The organism is Streptomyces sp. NPDC006487, from assembly GCF_042870555.1.
GTDB lineage: Bacteria > Actinomycetota > Actinomycetes > Streptomycetales > Streptomycetaceae > Streptomyces.
Window position 1 is genome coordinate 1 of sequence record NZ_JBIAHN010000036.1, and the last position, 21,516, is coordinate 21,516.

13 protein-coding genes are annotated in these 21,516 nt (G+C 72.3%); 4 read left to right on the top strand and 9 right to left on the bottom strand.

The window, feature by feature from the left end:
* Window positions 1–183: 183 nt before the first annotated feature.
* On the bottom strand, window positions 184–4,533 hold the full coding sequence (locus ACFYM0_RS37265) for a S8 family serine peptidase (protein WP_388509991.1): 4,350 nt from the start codon (window positions 4,531–4,533) through the stop codon (window positions 184–186).
* Between the two features lie 91 nt (window positions 4,534–4,624).
* Here ACFYM0_RS37265 and ACFYM0_RS37270 point away from each other — a divergent pair, with 91 nt between their 5' ends.
* A complete protein-coding gene (locus tag ACFYM0_RS37270; protein ID WP_388509994.1) occupies window positions 4,625–5,596 on the top strand; it encodes a helix-turn-helix domain-containing protein in 972 nt (323 codons plus the stop codon).
* 173 nt (window positions 5,597–5,769) lie between these two features.
* Window positions 5,770–10,518 carry a HEAT repeat domain-containing protein gene (locus ACFYM0_RS37275; RefSeq protein ID WP_388509997.1) on the top strand — a complete coding sequence of 1,583 codons (4,749 nt, stop codon included), beginning with the start codon at window positions 5,770–5,772 and terminating at the stop codon, window positions 10,516–10,518.
* Window positions 10,519–10,612: 94 nt separating this feature from the next.
* Here ACFYM0_RS37275 and ACFYM0_RS37280 read toward each other — a convergent pair whose 3' ends face one another.
* The 6 genes from ACFYM0_RS37280 to ACFYM0_RS37305 all read right to left on the bottom strand — a co-directional run bounded on the left by ACFYM0_RS37280 (window position 10,613) and on the right by ACFYM0_RS37305 (window position 17,473).
* The gene (locus ACFYM0_RS37280) at window positions 10,613–11,995 is read right to left on the bottom strand and encodes a cytochrome P450 (RefSeq protein ID WP_388510000.1); all 1,383 of its coding nucleotides are present in this window, start codon (window positions 11,993–11,995) and stop codon (window positions 10,613–10,615) included.
* A gap of 10 nt (window positions 11,996–12,005) precedes the next feature.
* On the bottom strand, window positions 12,006–12,566 hold the full coding sequence (locus tag ACFYM0_RS37285; protein WP_388510003.1) for an ATP/GTP-binding protein: 561 nt from the start codon (window positions 12,564–12,566) through the stop codon (window positions 12,006–12,008).
* A gap of 4 nt (window positions 12,567–12,570) precedes the next feature.
* Window positions 12,571–12,963 carry a DUF742 domain-containing protein gene (locus tag ACFYM0_RS37290; protein WP_388510006.1) on the bottom strand — a complete coding sequence of 131 codons (393 nt, stop codon included), beginning with the start codon at window positions 12,961–12,963 and terminating at the stop codon, window positions 12,571–12,573.
* Entirely contained in the window at window positions 12,956–13,798 is an 843-nt protein-coding gene (locus ACFYM0_RS37295) for a roadblock/LC7 domain-containing protein (RefSeq protein WP_388510008.1), read from the bottom strand. Before ACFYM0_RS37295 ends, ACFYM0_RS37290 begins: the two co-directional genes overlap by 8 nt.
* On the bottom strand, window positions 13,795–15,030 hold the full coding sequence (locus tag ACFYM0_RS37300; protein ID WP_388510011.1) for an ATP-binding protein: 1,236 nt from the start codon (window positions 15,028–15,030) through the stop codon (window positions 13,795–13,797). The genes ACFYM0_RS37295 and ACFYM0_RS37300 overlap by 4 nt, the downstream gene beginning before the upstream one ends.
* Window positions 15,031–15,922: 892 nt before the next feature.
* A complete protein-coding gene (locus tag ACFYM0_RS37305; protein ID WP_388510013.1) occupies window positions 15,923–17,473 on the bottom strand; it encodes a helix-turn-helix domain-containing protein in 1,551 nt (516 codons plus the stop codon).
* Window positions 17,474–17,596: 123 nt separating this feature from the next.
* Between ACFYM0_RS37305 and ACFYM0_RS37310 the strand changes: the two genes are divergently transcribed.
* Window positions 17,597–17,827: a hypothetical protein gene (locus ACFYM0_RS37310; RefSeq protein WP_388510015.1), complete on the top strand. Its 231-nt coding sequence runs from the start codon at window positions 17,597–17,599 to the stop codon at window positions 17,825–17,827.
* Between the two features lie 60 nt (window positions 17,828–17,887).
* Here ACFYM0_RS37310 and ACFYM0_RS37315 read toward each other — a convergent pair whose 3' ends face one another.
* Window positions 17,888–19,192, bottom strand: a complete 1,305-nt coding sequence (locus tag ACFYM0_RS37315) for an MFS transporter (RefSeq protein WP_388510017.1) — start codon at window positions 19,190–19,192, stop codon at window positions 17,888–17,890.
* On the bottom strand, window positions 19,189–19,728 hold the full coding sequence (locus ACFYM0_RS37320; protein ID WP_388510019.1) for an ArsR/SmtB family transcription factor: 540 nt from the start codon (window positions 19,726–19,728) through the stop codon (window positions 19,189–19,191). The genes ACFYM0_RS37315 and ACFYM0_RS37320 overlap by 4 nt, the downstream gene beginning before the upstream one ends.
* A gap of 381 nt (window positions 19,729–20,109) precedes the next feature.
* Between ACFYM0_RS37320 and lpdA the strand changes: the two genes are divergently transcribed.
* Window positions 20,110–21,510, top strand: coding sequence for a dihydrolipoyl dehydrogenase (lpdA, locus tag ACFYM0_RS37325; RefSeq protein WP_388510021.1), 1,401 nt, complete (start codon window positions 20,110–20,112; stop codon window positions 21,508–21,510).
* The last annotated feature ends 6 nt before the right edge of the window (window positions 21,511–21,516 follow it).

Below are 21,516 nucleotides of genomic sequence, written 5' to 3' on the forward strand. Positions count from 1 at the left end.
CGGGGGGGGTGCCGCGGAGGGGCGGGGGTGTGGTGCCGCCCCCCACTGGTGTCTGGCCCATGATGGTTTGTGGGGGGGGGGCCCATCGGGGGGGGGGGGGGGGGGGGGCGGGGGGGGGCGGGGCCGGTGCGGTCGCCTTTCCTTGCGGCGGCCGCACCGGCCCGGACTGCGAGGGGCCGGAACTCAGTCGTCCAGCTCCAGGCGGTGGACGCCGCCCTGGTCGACGCCGGCGAAGAGGTACCGGCCGTCGGGCGAGGCCGCCAGGGACAGCACGTCCTTGTTCGGCAGGGAGCGGGAGATGTTCTGCCAGGTCAGCCCGGAGTCGGTGGAGCGCAGTACGCCGCGCCCGCCGGTGGGCGTGAAGTCCATCCAGCGGGTGCTGGTGCCCGCGTAGAGGGTGTCGCCGACCCGCAGGAGGTCGGAGACGCTGATCCGCAGGGCGCCGGTGTCGGCCTTGGTGAAGGTCTTGCCGCCGTCCCTGCTGACCCGGATCGCCTGGCCGCCCGTGACCATGGCGCCCGCCGCGAACTGGATGGCGTGCACCTCGGCTTCGGACACCCGTGTCAGGGTGGCGCCGAAGTCGTCCGAGTAGGACAGCCCCCACCAGCCGCCGAACCAGATCCGCCCCGGCCTGTTGGGGTCGGCCACGATGGTGTCGTGGTACCGGCCCTGGTCGAGGGTCTTCCAGTGGGCTCCGCCGTCGGTGGTGGTGTACAGGCCCGCGGAGTCGGAGCTCTTGTACGAGATCATCATCCGGTCGGGGTTCGCGGGGTCGACGAGGAACGCGGTGCCGTTCGCCTCGCGCGCGGCAACGTCCGACCAGGTCCGGCCGGCGTCCGTGGTCTTCTGCAGCACCACGTTGTAGAGGTAATTGACCAGCTGCCAGCCGGACTTCGGGTCCGCCGCGGACGGCTGGAAGCCGACGACGCCGGTACCGGTCGTGCCCTCGCGCTCCGCCGCACCCCACTCGGGGCTCGCGGCGGGCACCGTGGTGCGGTAGGTGCCGACCGAGGTCCCGGCGAGGAGCTGGTCCCCGAAGGTCGCCAGCGCGGGAACGGATTCGCCCTGGACGCCGATCCGGCGGTAGCCGCCCTCCCGGGTGGAGCGGAAGAGCCCGGCGGCGCCGGAACCGATCGTGTGGGAGCCGTCGGCCCAGCGGTCGTAGTCGTAGACCACCGAACCCGGTACGGGCTGCGCGGTCGTGGTCCACGTACGGCCGCCGTCGCGGCTCAGGGCGCCTGCGCCGCTCAGGTCGTCCTGGTAGATGTCGCCGCCCGAGACGTCGACCAGACCGCTGGAGGTGCGGCTGGTCTTCTCCACGCTGCGCCCGCCGTCACGGCTCACGTACAGGCCCGAGTTCTGGCCCTGCACCTTGATGGCGAGCAGCGCGCCGTCGGCATCGAAGCCGCCGATGATCTGCACGCGCGGCGCGGTCTGGAAGACCTGCCGCGCGGGCCGGGGGGAGCCGGTGACGAAGTCGCGGATCACCCAGATCGCCTGGCCGGCCCAGAGGTACAGGTCATCGCCGCCGATCACGCTCTTGGCGACGTATCCGGTGATCCCCGTGAGGTCGACCGGTGTCCAGGTGGCGCCGCGGTCCCGGCTGACGAACCGCTCACCGGTGTACTCGGACGTGGCGAGCAGTACGCGGGTGCGGGCATCGGCGCTCAGCTCGGTGACCGGGGCCGGCGGACCGGCCATCCGCTCCCAGCTGCGGCCGCTGTCCTCGGTGCGCATCAGCGCGCCGCCCTCCGGGAACGCGGACGGGTGCGCGCTGACCACCGCCTCCCACCAGCGGTTCGGATGGCGGGAGTCGATGACGAGGGAGGGCTCGGCGAGCGCGTTGCTGACGGGGGTGTGGCCCCGCTGCTGCCAGCTCTTGCCGCCGTCGGTGGTGAGCCAGGCGCCCGGGCGGGTGCCCTGGGTCATCACGGCCTGGTTCGGGGCGCCGGGGGCCAACTGGGTGGTACCCACCGCGCTGTTCGGGCCGACCGCCTTCCAGTTCCTCGCCTTGGAGGCGTCGAGCGTCACCTCGAAGGCGCCCGTGCCGTACTGACGCACCGCGCCGGACGCGCCGGAGGTGGTGGCGCGGGCGGTCATCGTGTGGACGCCCGAGCCGAGACCGGTGAAATCGGCCCGGTAGTAGGACGGGTCCGCCGTGGGCACCGTCCCCTTGGTGTAGGCCTTGCCCTTGGGCGGGGTGACCGTCAGCACCGGCGGTGTGGTGAGGGGCGTCGGGCTGTAGACGTAGACGGTGGTGGAGCCGTCGTTGGACGGGTCCTCGGCCGGGTCCACGTACAGCGGGATCGCCGCCATCAGGTACGGGACGGTGAGTGTCCGGCCCTCCCCGGGGGTCGTGGGGGTCTTGGGGGTCTCAGGGGTGAGGGTGACGCGGCCGCTCAGGTAGTTGGTGGCGTAGTCCGTGACGTCCGGCCGGTCGCGCTCCACGGTCAGCGTGACCTTCGTGGTGCCGCCCGCCGGGATGTCGACGTGGCCCGGGGTGACGGTGGCGGGGCCGGTCACGGACACCGTGCCGGAGACCGGTGCGCTGCCGGTGTTGTGGAAGACGACCTCACGGCTGCCGGTGACCTTCGGCCGGTCCATGTGCGCCAGGCCGAAGGAAACGGTGGCGGGGGAGGCGTACAGCCCGGCGCCTGCCGCGGCGGCGGTATCGAGCCGGCCGCTGCCCTGCGACTGCAGGTCGGGCCCGTCGAGCGGCTTCGCGGAACCGATCACCTCGGCGCGCAGCCGGTCCGCGGGGCGGTCCGGGTGCAGCTGGCGCAGCAGCGCCGCGGAGCCCGCGGCGAGCGGCGAGGCCATCGAGGTGCCGGACATCCGCCGGTAGCCCGTGGGCTCGATGCCCCGGGGGACCGTGGAGAGGATCTCCACTCCGGGGGCGACGATCTCGGGCTTCAGGCCGAGCCGTTCGGAGTCCGGGCCGCGGGAGGAGAACGAGGCCATCTCGTCGGTGGAGTCGCGGCCGCCGAGCACCAGCTCGCCGCCGTGCCCGGCCAGCGAGGCGAGCCGCTGCCCCGTCTCGTAGTCCACGCCGGTCACCACCAGCCGGTCCAGACGCAGCGAATCGCCGGACTCCGCGGGCGTGGCACCCAGCAGCACCTCGCTCGGTGCGGCGGACGCGGTGCGGGCGGGGGCCTGCGGGCGCCGGGGCTGGAGCGGGTTGGCGCGGCTCTTGCCGCCGAACACGACCGGGCCGCCGCCCGTCCCGCCGACGCCGCCCACCAGGACGGCGGCTCCGCGCCGCTCGGCCTCGCGCCAGGTTTCGAGCTCCTCGGGCCACACGTCGTACGGGTTCACGGCCGGCGGGACCGCGTACAGCACGGCCTTGCCCGTGACGTCGCCCGCCTTCGCCCAGTCCTGCGCGGTGCCCATGCCGATGCTGACGACTCCGGCGGTCACCGGCGCGGCCGGCGGGTTCGCGGACCGTCCGCCGCGGTAGCTCTGCAGGGTGTCGCCCGCCACCGTGAGGACGGGCATCCGGATCCCGCTGGTGGAGGCGCCGACGGCGATGACACCGGGGGCGGCGGCCGGGGAGCCGACGGTCCAGTAGCCGGGACCGGAGTTGCCGGCCGCGGCGAAGACCAGGACGCCGGCGTCCACGGCCGCGGACGCCGCCCGGGACAGCGGGTCGCTCGCGGTGCCCGCGCTGTTGCCGAGGCTCAGGTTGATGATGTCGGCGCGGTGCGGATTGGCCGGGTCCACCGCCGCCTCGATGGCCGCGATGATGCCCGAGTCGTCGCCGCTGCCGTTCGCGCCGAGCACCTTGTACGCCAGCAGTTCGGCGTCCGGTGCGGCGCCCGTGACGCCGTCTTCGGCGGCCGCCTTGCCCGCGACGATACCCGCGACATGGGTGCCGTGGCCGTTGTCGTCCATCGGGTTGGCATCGTTGTCAACGAAGTCCCAGCCGCCGACGACCTTGTGGCCCTCACCGAAGCCGCCGCCCAGATCGGGGTGCGTGTAGTCGACCCCGGTATCGATCACGGCGACGGTGACGCCCTTGCCGGTGACCTTGACGCCGCCGGGGTCCTCCCGGGCCCACAGGGCCGGGTTGCCCACGACCCCGTTGGCATCGGTGTCCAGGGCGCGCGAGGTGCCGGCGGGGCTGACGGACTTCACGCCCGGCAGCTTCCGCAGCTTCGCCGGGTCGTCGGCGCCGACGGTCATGGCCACGGCGTTGAGCAGCAGCGTGTGCCGGCGTACGGACGTGGCGGTGACACCGGCGTCCTTCGCCCCGGCCAGGAACCCGTCCTGCCTGCCGGTCAGCGTCCGGCGCGCGGCCGTCACCTCGGCGGCCCTCGCGTTCCCGGCGCTCCTGGCGGATCCGGCCGCGGCCTCCAGCCCCGCGGCGCCCTCGAATTCGACGATGACCCGTTGGGTGCCGCGGCTCGCCTGATCGGCATCGGGATCGGGGGCGGCGACGGCCGGCGGGACCGAGGCGAGCAGTCCGCCGAGCAGCCCGCCGAGCACCGCGGCCACCAGGCCCGTGTGCGCAGTTCTTCCGTGTGAGTGACCCATAGGCGGTACCTAATGCGGCCCGGTCCGGATGGGGCAACGATTCCCCGTGGCCCATTGCTGCCGCTGGCACAGGTGGGCCACGATGGCCCGCATGTCCCAGGAGCTGGCAGCCGTCGGTATCGACGCCTTCGACGAACAGGTCTACCGCGCACTGCTCGCCCGGCAGGCGGCCGCGCCCGCGGAGCTGGCGGGCGAGCTCGCCGCGTCCCCGGAGCGGGTGGCGCGCGCGCTCGACCGCATGCACGACCGCGGGCTGGTCGGGCGGCTGTCCGGCCCCCGGCGGCGCTATGCGGCCATCGACCCGCAGCATGCCGTGGAAGCGCTGATCCAGGAGCGCACCGTGGAACTGGGCCGGGTACGGTCGGCCGCCGGCGAGCTGGCCGGACTCTTCGAGGCCGCCCGGCGCGGCGACGCCAAGGAGGTCGAGATCGTCTCCGGCCGGGAGGCGCTGGGCCGCTGGTTCGTACGGCTCCAGCAGGAGGCGAAGCAACAGGTCCGCACCCTGGACCGGCCGCCCTACGCACTGACCACCGCCAATCCGGTGGAGGAGACGGCGATGCGCGGCGGGCTGACGTACCGCGCGGTGTACGCCCCGGAAGCGCTGGAGTGGCCGGGCGTGCTGGACGACATCCGGCGGCTGGTGGCGCAGGGGGAGCAGGCCCGGGTGCTGCCCGGACTGCGCATCAAGCTGGCCATCGCGGACGACGCGCTGGCGCTGATGCCCCTGTCGCTGGACCTGACGGACGTACGGGCGGCGGTGATCCGGCCGTCCTCGCTGCTCGACGCGCTGACGGACTACTGGCGGCTGTGCTGGACCCTGGCGACCCCGCTCCTCGCACCGCCGGAGCCGACGGGCTCCGGCGAGGAGTCCGCGGAGCCCGGCGAGGAGGACCGGCTGCTACTCGCCCTGCTGGTCAGCGGGTTGAAGGACGAGGCGATAGCCCGCCAGCTCGGCTGGTCGGTACGGACCATGCGCCGCCGGATGAGCCGCCTGCACGACCAACTGGGCGCGGCGAACCGCTTTCAGGCGGGAGCCATCGCGGCCCGGCGGGGCTGGATCTGACCGCCTAGGGCTCCGGTTCGTCGTCTCCGTCGTCGTACTGGAACAAACACGTGGGCCCTTCCAGGGGAACCCCGAGCTGCAGGAGGGGCCCCGGATGCGGGGAGGCGGTCCGGGGCACGACCCCGAAGCCAAATCGAGTTGGTGGCCGGGAACGTCCCGGTTAGATTCCGAGGATGACGATGCCGGCGGACAAGTCCCTCCTCGACGCGGTGCGCCGGGCCGACGTCGGCCACTTGGCGGGCCGTCTCGACGCGCTGCTCTGCCCGCCGGCCGTCTTCCGCCTCCTCGTCCGCCACGAGGATCACCGTGTGCGGTACCTGGGTCTGACCCTCCTGGCCGAGCGCGTCGCCACGGGCCGTACGGGCGACGAGCAGGAGATGGCCGAACTCGCCGGGCTGCTACCGGTACCGGTGCCGCGGGCGCCGGAGGAAGCGCTCGTCCTGGCGCGGCTCCACGAACGACTGGGGCCGTACCTCCGGGAGCCAGACCGGCCGTCGTGGCGTACGGCCGGGCTGCCGGTACGGGTACGGATCGCCTGGCTGCGCGCCGAGCTCCTGAACGATCCGGCAGTGCTCCGGAAGGAGCCTGCGGGTGAACTGCTCCGCCAGGCGGTGCGGGAAACGACCGCCGACTGCGCGCACCGGCCCGGGCAACTCGTGCAGGAGCTGGTGGACAGCGGCGACCCGGGGTTCCAGGCCGATGCGCTGCGGCTGGCCCGGCAGGCGCTGCACGCCGGCCTGCTGGCACCCGTACTGGTTCGCGCACACGTGCTCGGCCTGCTCGGCTCCGGCAGCGCGGACGTCGTCGTCGCCGCGCTGGGGGAACTCGCCGAGCCCTGGGCGGCGTTGGATCCACTGCCCCCGGGGCGGCTGGCGCCCTTCCTCGCCACCGAATCGGTGACCGCACGGCCCGGGGCGGCCGATGCCGCGCTCGAGGCCGCGGCCCACCACGGACACCGCGACCTGCTGTGGCAGGTCATCGAGGATCCGGGCCTGCCGCCGCGCCTTCGCCGGCGCGCGATGGAACTGCTCGGTGAGCTGGCCGACCGCGGGGACATCGGCGCACTGACAGCGGTCGCCGCACGCGACCCGCTGCTGTTCGGCGCTCCGGCGGTGACCTGCCTGCGCGGGCTCCACCGGCGCGGGCACTTCCCGGCCGGTCCGCACGTCCTGTCCCTCATAGGCCTGGCGCTGGCCGATCACACCATCGCGCCCCAGGAGATCGCGACGATCCTGTTCACCTGCCGACAGGAAACGCTCCGCGTCCTGGTGGACGCGCCCGCCGGCGATCCGGGCTGGCCGCGTCGGCTCGCGCTGCTGGTCGCCCTCGCCGGACAGGGGGCGGGGGAGCTCCCGATCGGGGACGCGATCACCCGGGTCCTCCCCTCGGCTCCCGCGCCGGGGCCTTTCCTCGACGCGATCCGTGCCCTGCGCCACGCGGATGCCGAAGAGGCGGTGATCGCCCTGCTGCCGGCGGCGCCCGTAGCGGCCCTGGACGCCCTGGAGGCCATCGGCGGGCCCCGGACGGAGGAGGCGCTGAGGGCGGGGCTCGGTCTGGCCGCGGAGCAGGCGCAGCCGAGCGGCGGAGAGATCGCGCCGCACCTCCGCGCGGTGCGGAACCGGGCCCTCGAGGTCCTGTGGCATCTGACCGACGATCCGTCACGGCGGAGCGCCCTCCTCCTCCGACTCGACCCCACCGATCTGCCAGCGCGCATCGCGGCGGACCTCGGCGGGCCGGACGAGCGGGAACTGGCCCTCCTGAGTTCCCATCTGGACCCGGACCATCCGGTGGAGGCCCTGCGCAGACTGGCCGCGCACGGCGGCACCGGAACGCTGCCGGTCATCGCGGACCTGCTCCTGCGCGTCGTGGCCGAGCTGGCGGCGTCCGGGGAGCCGGGCGGAGTCGTCCCGCGCCCCGACGCCGGACAGCCGGCCGGGGAGCCCGTGGTCCCGCAGGAGATCCTGGACGCCGTACACGACCTGGGCCGCCGGCTCCACGAGCGGGGACGGATCAGGCCGTCCTGCCTGCTCGACGCGCGGACCGCACGGGAGGCGGGGCACACCCTCCTCGCCACCATGGCGCTGGACCTGCTGGAGCGGCCCGGACTGTCGAGCGGCGAGCAGGCGATCCTGGTCGAACTCCTGCTCCGGGCCCCCTACGCGGCCACCCGTGCGCGGGCGCACCGCCTGCTGCGCCACCGCGACCGGCACGTGCGCAAGCACGTGATCGCGCTGCTCGCCCGAGACGCCACGGGGGACGACGCGCAGGCGCTGTCGGCGACGTTGATCGCGCTGACCGCGGCCCAGGACGTCCAGACCGTCCGGCAGGCACTGCTCGCCCTCGGTCACGCACGAGCCCGCTGGGCCTCCGGCGCGATCGCCGCATGTCTCGCCCATCCGAACATGAACGTCAAGAAGACCGCCGCCGCGGTCCTGGCCCGGGCGGGCACCCCCGCGGCGGTACCGGCGCTGCTCCTCGGGCTCGGGCGTCACGACAACCCGGGGCTGCGCGGCACGCTCGTCGAGGCGCTGCGCGCCATCCTCGGCGACGCGTACCGGGCGACCGTGCTCGCCGCCGCCGAACACACCGAGGACGGCCGCGCCCGCGCACTGCTGCTGGAAGGCCTCGACCGCGCCCTGCCGGCGCGCTCGGTCCTCGCCCTGGCCGACCAGGCGTCACGGGTCGCGCCGGCCCTGCTCGCCCTGGTGGCGGCCGGTCGGGTCCGCCTCGCCTCCGGTACGGCCGAGGACCTGTCGACCGCCATGGCCCAGCACGGCATCAGCACGCCCGCCGTACCGCGGTCGGCGGTGGACACCGGAGCGGACCCGGACGTCGACTCTCTGGATGCGCGGGGCTGGCACACGCCGGTCGCCCTACGCCTCGCCGCGCGGTCCGAGCTGCCGCATCCCACCCGGCTGCGGGTGCTTAGGCCCCTGCTGGCGGACTGGCTGCGCCTGGCCGCCACCGAACGCGCCGGACGAGCCCGCATCCTGCGGCTCACGCTCCGGCTCTGCCCCGCACCGTGGACGCCCGGGGAACTGACGGCCTACGCCCGGTCCACCGCGGTCCTGCTCGACGGGCTCGCCGAGGCCGCCGCGGAAGACCGGCACGCACTCCTGGCGGTACTCGAAGCGGTCGCGCCGACGCTCCCCGCGGTCGAGAAGCAGGCCGTCGCCGAGGCGGTACGCGCACTGCCCTGCGCCCCCGCGGACAGACCGTCCACACTGACGCTGCTCCGCGCACTCGGCGCGGTACTGGTCCGCGCCGACCTCGACCAGGCACTGGCCTCGGCCCGGCTGGGCACCAGCCCCTGGCAGGCCGAGGCCGCCGCACTGCGGGAGGCCTTCGCCGCACCGCGGTCGGCAGAGGCCAAGGCATCGGCCACGGCGGCATCCACGGCGGCATCCACCGCGGCAGGCACTACGCCGGCCGAGGCCGAGGCGTGGCGGGCCGCGCTCGATGCCGCGGTGCGCACATCGGTCTCCCTGGAGGAATTCCGCCGACGCGACCGCCTCAGCCGGGAGGGCGAAGGCACCGTCCCCGCCGTCCCCGCCGTCCCAGCCTCCCGGGACCGCCTGAGCGCGCTGATCGAGGTCTACCCCTCGGCCGGCTCCGGGGTCCGCGCCGCCCTCATCGACTGGATGACGGACATCCAGCCCCTCGACGCACCAGCCTGGACCCTCACCGAAACCGCCCACGCGCCGCCGCCGGTGCCGCGACCGCGGACCGTGCGGATCGACGACCTCGACCAGCCCCGCTCGACCGCACTGCGGGACCGCCTGCTGGCCATGCTGAGCGCACCCGATCAGGAACGCCGGCACACCGCGGCCCTCGCGCTCCTGGAATGGCCCGAGCCCGAGTGCGGGCTTCCCGTGCTCCGCGCGTTTCTGCGAGGCCGCATCGACGTACCCGTCGGCGTCGACCTGGCCCGCGCACTGAGCGCCATCGACGCGAGAGAACTCCGCGCGGACGACATCCTGCACGACAGGGTCGCCGACGCGGCGAGCCTGCTCGACCCGTGGGACCTGGAACCACTGGTCCCCCTGCTGCTGGAATGGTGGGAACACGATCCGCCGTCCGGCCGCCCCGCGATCGTGCAGGCCCTGCGCCGGGTCCCCGCCGACGTACTGGCGCAGCGCCTCGGCGATCGCCTCCACGCCGGGACCTGGGGGTTGCTCGACCTGCTGGACGGGCGTCCCCTGCTGCGCACCCCCGCGCTGACGCGGGTCTGCCGCCGGCTGCGCGCCGAAGGACGCGACGACCTGGCGGACCGCCTGCTCCTCGTGGAAGGTCCGCTGCGCCGCCCGGACACCGCGGAACAGGATGCCGCCGCGCTGGCGGCGCTCCGCCACCGCGCCCCGACAACGTCGGCGGGAGGGACACACCCCCCGTCCCGGCGGGAGCTGTTGGACCTGGCCCGGACCGGCGACCCGGTGCGGATCCGCCAGGCACTCACGCGACTGGCCGAGGGGCACACCGGTCCGGAGGCCGACCAGGATCCCGGACTACGGGACCTGATCGGCGAGTTGCTGCGTCATCCGAAGCCGAAGGTCCGCCTGCACGCCCACCGCACGTCGCGGGCCATGCTGGACCGGCAGACCCACCTGCACCACACGTCGGTCCTGCTGGCCGACCCCCAGCCGGACCTGGTGCGTACCGCGATCCGTACGCTCTGCCGCGCGAGTTGGGTCCCCGCGATCCCCATCGTGACGGGACTGCTGGAGCACCCGAACGCCGTCGTCCGCAGGGCCGCGGCCGAGGGACTCGTCTCCATGGGCACGTCGGCGATCCCGGCGCTCAGACACGCCACCGTCCACGCCCGCCCCGACAAGCGGTCCCGCTACGCGGAGATCCTCGAACAGGTCACGCCCCACCAGGCCCACGGCGGCCCGGCCACGACCAAGGACGGCCGAAACCGGTGAGGGCCGGCCGCCATGGGTACCCGCATGATCGTCAGCGCGTCTACTGCCACTGAGTACGCGGGGCGTTACCGGAATCACATCGTCCGTTCCGGCCTCACTCGCCCCTGGTCCAGGCCAGGAAGCGGCTGAACAGGCCGCCCTTGGGCTGCGGCGCGGCGCCGGCGTTCGTGCGCGAGGGGCCGGCGTTGGCGGGTGCGGCGGCCTGCTGCTGGGGCATCCGGCCCGGGTTCGCCCCGGCCGGCGCGGCCGACCCGGCCGCCTGGGGAACGGTCCTCGGGGTGAAGCCGATCGGAAGGGTGACCAGCGAGCGGCTCCACGGATTCGGCGCCCAGGTGAGCGACTTGAACGGGACGCGCAGCTCGACGTCGTGGAGCTGGTTGAGCAGCGTCTCCACGGCGGTCACGGCCATCATGAAGGCCGGGTCCTTGGCGGGGCAGGCGTGCGGGCCCGCTCCGAACGCCAAGTGCGCCTTCGCGCTGAGCTGTTCGCGGTGCTCCGTCAGCTTCGGGTCGGTGTTGGCCGCGGCGAACGAGACGAGGACCGGGTCGTTGGCGCGGACCAACCTGCCGCCGATCTCCACGTCGTGCGTCGGGTAGTGGGCGGCGTAGTTGGCGATCGGCGCGAAGTTCCAGAGCGTGCGGGAGACCGCGTCCTCGACCGGAAGGCCGGCCTGCCAGTCCTCGCCGAGGTACAGGGCGCTGCTGGTGCCGATGGCCGCGGCCAGCGGCGCGGTCCCGCCGGAGAGCAGGGTGACCAGCTGGTGCAGCACCTCCTCGTCGCTCAGCTGGGCCGAGTGCTCCATCAGACGCGTCGTCAGGTCGTCCGTCGGGCGCCGCCGCTTGAGGGCGATCAGCTCGGTGAGCGCTCCGCCGAGCACCTCGTCGGAGCCGGGCTTCCCCTCGAAGAGGCCGCTGATGCCGGCGATCACGCGGTCGCCGATCTCCGGCGGGCAGCCGAACAGGTCGCTGAAGACCAGCAGGGGCAGCGGCTGGGCGTACTCGGCCATCAGCTCCGCCTGGCCGCGGATGTCGGTACTGAACTGACTGATCAGGTAGTTGGCGGACTGCTGCGTCTGCCTGATGAGCTGGTGCTCGTTGACCGTGGCGAGGCTGTCGGTGACGGCCCGCCGCAGTCGGGCATGTGCCGCACCGTCGCTCATGAGTGCGTTGGGGCGGTATCCCATCATGGGCAGCGCAGGGCTGTCGGCCGGTACGCGGCCTTCACTCAGTGCGTTCCAGCGGCGGGAGTCGCGTACGAAGGAAGCGGGGTTCTGCAGGACGTACAGAGCGGCGTCGTAGCTCGTGACGAGCTCGACCTGGACGTCGGGGGCGATGTCCACGGGCGCGCTGGGACCGTAGGGGCGCAGCTGCGCGTAGTGGCCGTCGGGGTCGGCCCCGAAGGCGGAGCCGTACATCTGGACGTTCCCGTGCGCGGGGCAGCCGGGGGGTATCTCCTGCGGGTCATGTGGCTGTTGCATTCCTGCGCTCCTAGCCGAGTTGGGACATGAGGTGTTTCACGAGGGTGATGAGGGCACGCGCGGAGGATTTCTCGTCCCGTACGTCGCACTCGACGACGGGGGTCTCGGCGGTGAGGTTCAGGGCCTCGTGCACCTCGTCGAGCGGGTAGTGCGTGGTGCCCTCGAAGTGGTTCACGGCGATGGCGTACGTCAGGCCGAAACGCTCGACGAGGTCCAGGACGGGGAAGGACTCGTCCAGGCGCTCGGGATCGACGAGCACCAGCGCGCCCAGCGCGCCCCGCGAGAGCTCCTCCCACATCTCCTTGAAGCGCTCCTGGCCGGGCGTTCCGAAGAGGTAGAGCACCAGGGTGTCGCTCAGGGTGAGCCGGCCGAAGTCCATGGCGACGGTGGTGGTCTTCTTGTCGGGCGTGCCCGACAGGTCATCGAAGCCCACGCTGGCTTCGGTGATCTCTTCCTCGGTCCGTAGGGGCTCGATCTCGGAGAGACTGCCGATGCAGGTGGTCTTGCCGACCCCGAAGTGACCCACTATGAGGATCTTCACCGCGTGGGAGACGTCTGGATCCAGGTACACGCGTTTACGCTCCGAATCGATTCTTCAGGCCCTCGAGCACGGCGCTGACCAGTTCTCTGTCGACACGTTCGGCGCGCGGTATCGGTGTCCTCGCGAGGATGAGACCGTCATCCTCCAACTGCGCCAGCAGGATGCGGACGATGCCCAGGGGCAGGTGCGTGTGCCCGGCCACCTCGGCCACGGACAGGAAGCCGTCCGCGACGAGCTCCATGACCCGCCCCGCTTCCGGAGACAGCGTGCGCGCCGCGGCCCGTCCGTTCTCCACCGCCGCCGTCACGAGCGTCGTGTGCTCGTACTCGTGTTCCGGGGGCAGTGCTCGTCCGTTCGTGATCACGAAGAGCGGGACTAACGGAGAGGTCAGTTCCAGCTCTTCGTCCTGTTCGAACCCATCAGGCACGGCCTGTTCCCTTCCCCGTTGTCGCCGTCGCGGTCAGTCTGGGAACCACCTCGTGCAGACGCGTCGTGAACTGTTCTATGTCGCAGTCGTGCTCGGCGGCAGCGGCCAGGAAGGCATCGGGTCCGGCCGCCATCAGGAAGATCCAGCCGTGCTGGAACTCGATGACCGTCTGACGCCATTGCGCGTCCTCGACGGCCCCGGCGAACTGGGAGGTGACCCGGCTGTAGGCGTGGATGCCCGTCATGGCCGCGGAGATCGTGTCCGCGAGATCGCGGCTCATCCCGTCGGTCGCCCCGCGGGGAAGGCCGTCCGATCCCAGCAGCACGGCGTGGCGGGCGCCCTTGACCTCCGACATCACCCGGTCGAGCTCGCCGAGGACGAATCCCGCGTCACCGGCGCTCTGCTGCCGGGGCGCGCTCCCGCGCGGGCCTCCGGCGTCCTCGGTGCTCACCCGCGGGGGAGAGGTGAGGTTGTTGCCCAGCCGGGCGACGAGGCGGTGCATGCGGAAGGAGATCTGCTGCATGTCCACATCGGGCGCCGCCGCCGCGGCGAGGTAGGAGCCCTGCCCCGCCCCGATCAGGAAGCTCCAGCCGTGCGAGAACTCGATGATGGTCTGGTTCCACTGCCGGTCCTCCTCCGGCCCGGCGAAGTGGGCCGTCGCCCTGCTGAGCGACTGCATCCCGGCCATGGCCGCGGAGATGGTGCGTACGTCCTTCTCGGCCAGGCCCTCGGTCGCGCCGCGAGGAAGGCCGTCGGCGGAGAGCAGGACGGCGTGCCGCGCACGGGGCACGTTCTGCACGATGTCCTCGAGCATCCACGAGAGGTCTGCGGTCATGCCTCTTCGGGCCCTTCGAACGAGGTGGCGTCAGGGTTGCGACCGGAGAGCGTGCCGCGCTGGAAGGCGCCCAGGCTGCGCCCGGAGGCGCGGCCCGTTTCCCCCGAGGTCCGCGGCGCCGGTGCGGCGGCGTCCGGATCGGGAACACTCGCGATGGGCGCCTGGCGTGCGCCGCGCTTGGGCAGACCGTGCATGGTGCGCGCCGTCGGGCTCAGGGGCATCGTGCTCTGGGGCGTCGCGCTCTGGGGCGTCGCGCCCTGCGGCGGCCGGCTGTCGGCGGCGCGCCGGATCTCGCTGACCGGAGCCTCCTGGACGGGCGGTATCTCCTCCATGGTCCACAGCTCCTCGGGCAAGAGGACGACGGCCCTGACGCCGCCGTACCGGGAGACTCCGGTGACGTCGACCTTGAATCCGTGCTGGCGCGCGATCAGGCCGATGACCGGGAAGCCGAACTTCGGCTGGGTCCCGAGCTGCGACAGGCGGGGGGCGATTTCCCCGGAGAGCAGCGCGGTCGCCCGCTGACGCTCTTCGTCGTTCATGCTGACACCGGCGTCGTCGATGACGATGCACAGGTTGTTCTGGACGCGCTGGAACGTCACCTCGATCGGCGCGTCGTGCTGCGAGAAGCTGGCAGCGTTGTCGAGCAGTTCCGCGACGGCGAGGGCCACGGGCGCGACCGCCGACGCCTTCAGGGCGAGACTGGTCTGCTGCATGATGGCGACCCGGTGGAAGTTGCGGATCTGGCCCTGGGCACTGCGCACCACGTCGTAGACGCTGGCCGGCCTGTTGCGACGGCCGAGCGGCGCACCGCACATGACGGCGATGCCCTGAGCCTTGCGCGCCATCTGGGCGTTGGCGTGGTTCACGTCCAACAGGTCGCCGAGGACGGTGTGTCCGCCGTACTTGCGCTGAATCCCGTCCAGAAGCGTGGTCTGTTCGGCCGCGAGGCTCTGGAGGAGGCTGGCGGCACCCTTGAGGACGGCCTTGGTGTTCTCCTCCGCCGCTTCCTTCGCCGCGCGGAGCGTGGCGTCCTGCTCGCTGCGGAATCTCTGCAGCTCGGCGTGCGACGCGTGCAGGTAGCTGTCCGCCGTGAGCAGCTGGTGCCTCAGCTCGGCCTCGGTGTGCTCCTTCTTCGCCCCCAGAGCTCTGTTGCGGGCGACGAGTGCCACGACCGCGGCAACGGCTATCGCCGCCAGCGCAACCAGGCACCACACAAGTGCGTCTCGATTCATGGAAACCTTTCCCGGCGCGTGCCATGCGGACGGCTGCAGATACACCTCGCGAGGCCCCGCAACACAGCTGATCGGCACGGTTCACCTGCTGTTACGCGGAGAGCATGCCGCCGATCCAAATCAGCATCTGTGTCGAAATGGAACAAGATCACAGATGCGGGGATGCTATCACCGGATCTTCGGCCCCCAGGACGCCCGCTACAGCACCGCATCCGCCCAACCCGGCTGCCACGACGGCGGGTTGACATGGCCTTTCGATCCCCTGTATCCGGTGCCGCCCGCTCGTCTCGCAATCGATCTGTTAAGCAGTTCTTCACGAGAGCAGCGGTGATCTCTCACATCTATCCGACGCGCTGCCGGCCGAACCCCGGACGGGCGGGCCTCATCGGCAGGTTGCGGCCCCCGGTGCATTGGCGCCGGGCACGTACGAGGTCTTGCCCCCATTTGTGGACATCTCTTGAGGATCGGATCGGGGGATCCGGGATGGGGGCGTTCTCGTGGGTGTTGCCCCGGATTAGGGGGAGTTCAAGCGGGACGCGGTGGAAACCGGCCGGGCCGGGCCGGGCCGATGTGAGCGAGCCGGCGCGATCGAGTACCCACGATCAGGCGCCCGCGGTCAAGCAGCCGGCCGTCGACGCCGACTCATACGGACCTCTGGAAAGGAATGGACGTAATGGGCGGCCATTTCGCCGCCCATTCCCGCCAACCGGCCAACCGGCCAACCGGCCAACCGGCCAACCCGCCAACCGGTCGACTGGCCCGGCTGTTCGGACGGCCGACGGGTCCATGGCCGAGCGAGGCTCATGCGCGCGGCTACTCGTCACTCGGGCATTGCGACCCGGTGGCGTGATTTCGCCCTTTCTCCGGCCACGGCCGTCCGGTTTCGCTCGGGTCACCCGCCGTCCGCAGCCGCCTCCGGTTCGTGGTGCGGGTACGCCCGGGCGCGTTTTCCCCGGTACGAACGCACGTCGGCTCCACGGCCCGTGGCCTCGACCCGGCCGAGCAGCTCCGCGGCCGCTTGGGCCGTCGTGGGCGAAGAGTCGAGGGTGTCGAGGAAGTCCAGCAGGGTCCTCATCGGCGCCGCGGCCATGTGTTCCCACAGGGCGTGCCGCCGGTCCTCGGGGAGCATCATCAGGTCGGCGGCAAAGGGCTGCCCCAGCCCCGCGGCGTGGACGTTCCTCATCAGGTGTCCCAACGGGATCCGGACGAGGTGCTCGTCACCGCGGTGGGCGAGCTCCGCGAGAACCGCCACCACGCGGTCGGGAGGACGGCAGACGCCGGCGGCCGCGGACAGGCTCGGCAGGACCGGTGTGCCTTCGCCGGACAGGAGCGAGATCACCTCCAGCACCTCGGCGGCCGGCCGATCGGTCTGCAGGAGGCACACCAGGACGTCATCCGGCGCGTGCCACGTCCCGCCGTGCCAGTGACGGTGCAGCGCGGCCAGCTCCGGCACGGACCGGAACAGGGCGGCGTACCGGACGAGATGGGACCTGAAGGCCTTCTGGAACGGCCCCGCAGGCATCACGTCACCGATCTCCGTGACAACGCCGAGGGGCCGGGACTGCGCGGAGTCCCTGAGCAGGGACTCCGCCCTGGAACGCTCACCCGCATCCCCGAGCCATTGCAGGACCGCCACGATCTCCCCGGCCGGACGTGCCCAGGCCACATCGGCCAGCTCGCGGCCCAGTGTGCGTACGTCACCGCTGGACCGGAACTCCTCAAGGCGCCTCAGCAGCACGTCGATCGGCGTCCGGCCGTCCCGGTGCAGCCCGGCCAGTTCCTCTTCCATGGCCAGTACCCGGTCCTCCAGGTCCCGGCAGCGGGTCTCGGCATCGGCCCGGAGGGCGGACGTATCGGCCAGATCGGCGCGGAGCCGCGCGATCTCGGCCAGGAGGGCGTCGCGGACGGTGGTCTGGTCGTCGAGCGCGGCGCGGAGCTCGACCTCGCGGCGGGTGGCGGCGGTCAGGTCCGCCGACCAGTCGCGGCGCAGGGAGTCGAGTTCGCCCCTCACGGACACGACCTCGGACTCGCGCTTCGCCAACAGGTCGTGCAGTGCCTCCTCCTGACGGGTCAGGCGGGCGATGGTGCGCTGGGAGCGCGTCATCTCCTGCCGGAGACACTCCAGTTCGTACCCGGCGGGGTTGGTGGACCGCAGGGCCGCCAGGCGTTGGCGGTGGACCTCGGCCTTGGCCTCCTCCATGAGGGGGCTGCCGAGCCTTTGTTCCGTCTCGCGGATGAGGCGGTCGACGAAGTCCTCGGTGGCGAGCCGGCGCCCGTTCAGGAAGCGGGAGACGGTGGAGGCGTGCAAGTCGACGCGAACCGCGTACGCCTCCTGCGATACGCCCAGGGTCTTGAACAGGTCTGTCAACGTGTTGCCGAGGGCCGCAACCTCCGGCGTCTCGCCCCGCTCGGTCGCGGACGAACTCGCAGCTGAGCGTGCCATCTCCGGCATCGCGGCCTCCCCCGTGCCTTGCATCCGTACTGGCAACCCTTGCGGCTTTCGCAGCCTATCCGGCCCGCCCCACGCTGAGGTCGTCAATCAGCCGCTCCTGGAAGGAACCCGCCCATGGCCACCGCCGCATGGACTTGTGCCGTCACCGTCGCCGGCGCCCGATGGGCTGCGCGGGTGCTCATCGTCGGGCTCGCGCTCGTGCCCGTCGTCATCGTGACGCTCTCCTCGGTGCCCGCCCTCCTGGTCCTGCCGTTCTCCCGGCGCCGCAGCGCCCACGCCACCGCCATAGTGCGACAGCTGACCGCCTGGACCCGAGGCCTGCTGGTCACCAGCCGGGAGCGGTGAGTCCCTCCGGCAAACCCGCGCGGCGGCCTGCCGGTCACCGTCGCGGGATCTTCCGCCGGGTCAGGCCGTTCCGGCGGATTCGTGTGCGGCTACCCGCGCGGGATCCCCGGGTTCCGGGCTGCCGGGGGCGCCGGTCGGGGCGGCGGCGCGCAGGGCTGCCTCGACCCGGCGGTTGCCGGTCATGTTCGCCGTGATGGCGGTCATGGTGAGGAGGAGGCCGGAGGCGGCGTAGAGCGGGGTGCGTATGTCGTACGAGGTGGCCAGCCAGCCGCCGAGGAAGGCGCCGAACGGGGCGGCGCACATGGCCAGCATGCGGGAGGTCGAGGCTACCCGGCCCATCAGGTGGGCGGGGACGATCGCCTGCCGGAGGGAGGGCGCGAGCACCATCGTGGCGCCCATGCCCGCTCCGCAGACGGCGAGCGCGAGGCCGGCGACGTACGGGTTCGGGGCGACGGCGAGGCCCAGGATGGCGAGTCCCTCGACCGCGGCCGTGCAGGTGAGCGCGGTGCCGGTGCCGAGCCGGCGGCCGAGGAAGGAGGCGATGCCCGCGCCGAGCAGGCCACCGGTGGCCTCCGCCGTGAGGAGCAGGCCGAAGCCGAAGGTGTCGATGCCGAGCCGGTCGTGCGCGAAGAGGGCGAGCACGGTCTCCACGGCGAGGAAGGCGATGTTCCCGACCGCCGGGCGCAGCGCGAGCCCGAGCAGCAGCCGGTCCCGGAAGACGTACGAGGCGCCGGCCCGCGCCTGGCGCAGCAGCGACTCACGGGCCTGCGGTACGGGCCGGGGCGCGGCGGGCAACGACCGTACGAGCAGTGCGGAGAGCGCGAACGACACCGCGTCGGCGAGCAGCGGAACGGCCCGCCCGAGCGCGAGCAGGGCGCTGCCCGCGGGCGGCCCCGCGAAGCCGGACGCGGCGGTCTGGCTGCCGCGCAGGCGGGAGTTGGCGCGCTCCAGGAGCACGGGGTCGCGGCCGAGCAGATCCGGCAGGTAGGCCGTGGCGGCGGTGTCGAAGAAGAGCCCGCCGAGCCCGAGCAGGAAGGCGACGACCGCGAGCAGCGGAATGCTCAGCACGTCGAGGGCTGCCGCGGCCGCCGGTATCGCGAGCAGCACCGCACGCGCCGCGTCCGCGACCCACATCGTGCGCCGGCGGTCCCAGCGGTCCACCAGCGCGCCGCCGAGCACCCCGAAGAGCAGCCACGGCAGCGTTCCGGCCGCCGTGACGACGGCCAGCGCCATCGGATCCCGCGTCAACGTCAGTGCGAGCAGGGGCAGCGCTGCATGTGTCACCCCGTCACCGAGCGAGGACACCGTCTGCGCGGTCCACAGTCGGCCGAACCCGGGGGTCAACTTCTTGATGTCCGAGGTCACTTGGCGTCCCCCTCGGCCTGGTCGCGCCGTGCCGGGTGGAACAGGGCGAAGACGAGTGACGCGTCCGGCAGCGCCGGATCGGACAGCTCCCGGTACTCGTCCGCCAGGGCCTCCATGCGCGCCCCCAGCTCCGCGAACTGCTCCTCGGTGAGGCGCAGGTGCGCCATCCGCACGTGCCGCTCGCCCGCCGCGGGCGCCGCTTCCAGGTCCGCCACCGCGTGCCGCATCAGCAGATCCGGCCCGCCCTCGCCCGGGTCCGGCAGCACGATCGACCGCGCGGCCATCGCGTAGTACCGCTCGGTGACCCCCCGGACCTTCCGGGTCCGCACCACCTTCACCAGGCCGGCCCGCTCCAGCAGCCGCACGTGGTAGCTGGAGCTCCCCTTCGCGAGCCCCACCCGCTGGGCGATCTGTGTGATCGTCGCCGGCTCGAAGCGGAGCACGGCCATGATCCGGTGGCGCGTGAGGTTGGAGACGGCGCGCAGTTGCTCGTCAGTGGTGATGTGAACGGTCTCGGGAAGCTCGTCGGCAGGCATGTCCTCAATGGTCAACAAGTCTTGACCATTTGGCAAGGGGGTTGGTGCGGCCTCCCGGGGAGGGGACGTCCCCGAGCGTCGAGGGCGGCACCGCGCAGCCGGCTCCGGCCGCCACCGGGGCAACGTCGCAGCCGCAGCCGGGACCTGACAGAAACCCCACGCGTCGCGATCCGCGACTGCCGCGATCGGCCATCATGAACCGCGTCAAGGAACCGGCTGGAGTTCCCACCCGGCCCGCACAAAGGCGTGAATGGGCGAAGGGGAAAAGATCCGTCCGGGAACCATCCGGAATTCTTTTCCCCATCACGATGGGTGGGGACCCGGCAGGTCTCACCGGCCGTTTCGAGTGCCCCGCAACGCCAGCGAGGGTGAGGAGGAGATGTGGCTCTGCATTTCGATCTGGTGGTCCTCGGGGCAGGCCCCGGCGGATACGTCGCGGCCATTCGGGGCGCTCAGCTCGGCCTCGATGTCGCCATCGTCGAGGAGCGCTACTGGGGAGGCGTGTGCCTCAATGTCGGCTGCATCCCTTCCAAGGCGCTTCTGCGCAATGCCGAGCTCGCCCACATCCTCACCCACGAGACCAAGACCTTCGGCATCAAGGTCGAGGGCACCGTCTCCTTCGACTACGACGCCGCGTTCCAGCGCAGCCGGCGCGTGGCGGACGGCCGGGTCAAGGGCGTCCACTACCTGATGAAGAAGAACAAGATCACGCAGCTCGAGGGGCGAGGATCCTTCACCGGGCCCAAGGCCCTGCACGTCGTCGGCGGCGACGGTGCGGCCCAGGACGTCACCTTCGACCACTGCGTCATCGCCACCGGCGCCACCCCGCGACTCCTGCCCGGTACCTCGCTGAGCGAGCGGGTCGTCACGTACGAGGAGCAGATCCTCGCGGACCGGCTCCCCGAGAGCATCGTCATCGCCGGAGCCGGCGCCATCGGCATCGAGTTCGCGTACGTACTGCACAACTACGGCGTGAAGGTCACCATCGTCGAATTCCAGGACCGCATGGCACCGCTGGAGGACGAGGAGGTCTCGGCCGAACTCGCCAAGCGGTACAAGAGGCTCGGCATCGAGGTGCTCACCTCCACCCGCGTCGACGGCATCGACGAGTCCGGCGAGAAGCTCCGGATCACCGTCACCAGCGGCGACCGGCAGCGGGTCCTCGAAGCGGACAAGGTGCTCCAGGCCATCGGATTCCAGCCCCGGGTCGAGGGCTACGGGCTGGAGAAGACCGGCGTCGTGCTCACCGAACGCGGCGCCGTCGAAGTGGACGCCCGCTGCCGGACCTCGGTGCCGCACATCTACGCCATCGGAGACGTCACCGCCAAACTGATGCTCGCCCACGCGGCGGAAGCCATGGGCGTCGTCGCGGTCGAGACCCTCGCGAACGTGGAAACGGCCGAGCTGAACTACGTGATGATCCCGCGGGCCACGTACAGCCAGCCCCAGATCGCCAGCTTCGGCTGGACCGAGGCGCAGGCGCGCGCCCAGGGATTCGACGTCCGGGTCGCGACATTCCCTTTCATGGCAAACGGCAAGGCCCACGGCCTGGGTGAAACGGGCGGATTCGCCAAGCTCATCAGCGACGCCCGCCACGGAGAACTTCTCGGCGCCCATCTGATCGGCCCCGAAGTGACCGAACTCCTGCCGGAACTGACGCTCGCCCAGCAATGGGACCTCACCGTCACCGAACTCGCCCGCAACGTCCACGCCCACCCGACGCTGGGTGAGGCCGTCCAGGAAGCGATCCACGGACTGGCAGGTCACATGATCAACATGTGACCCGGA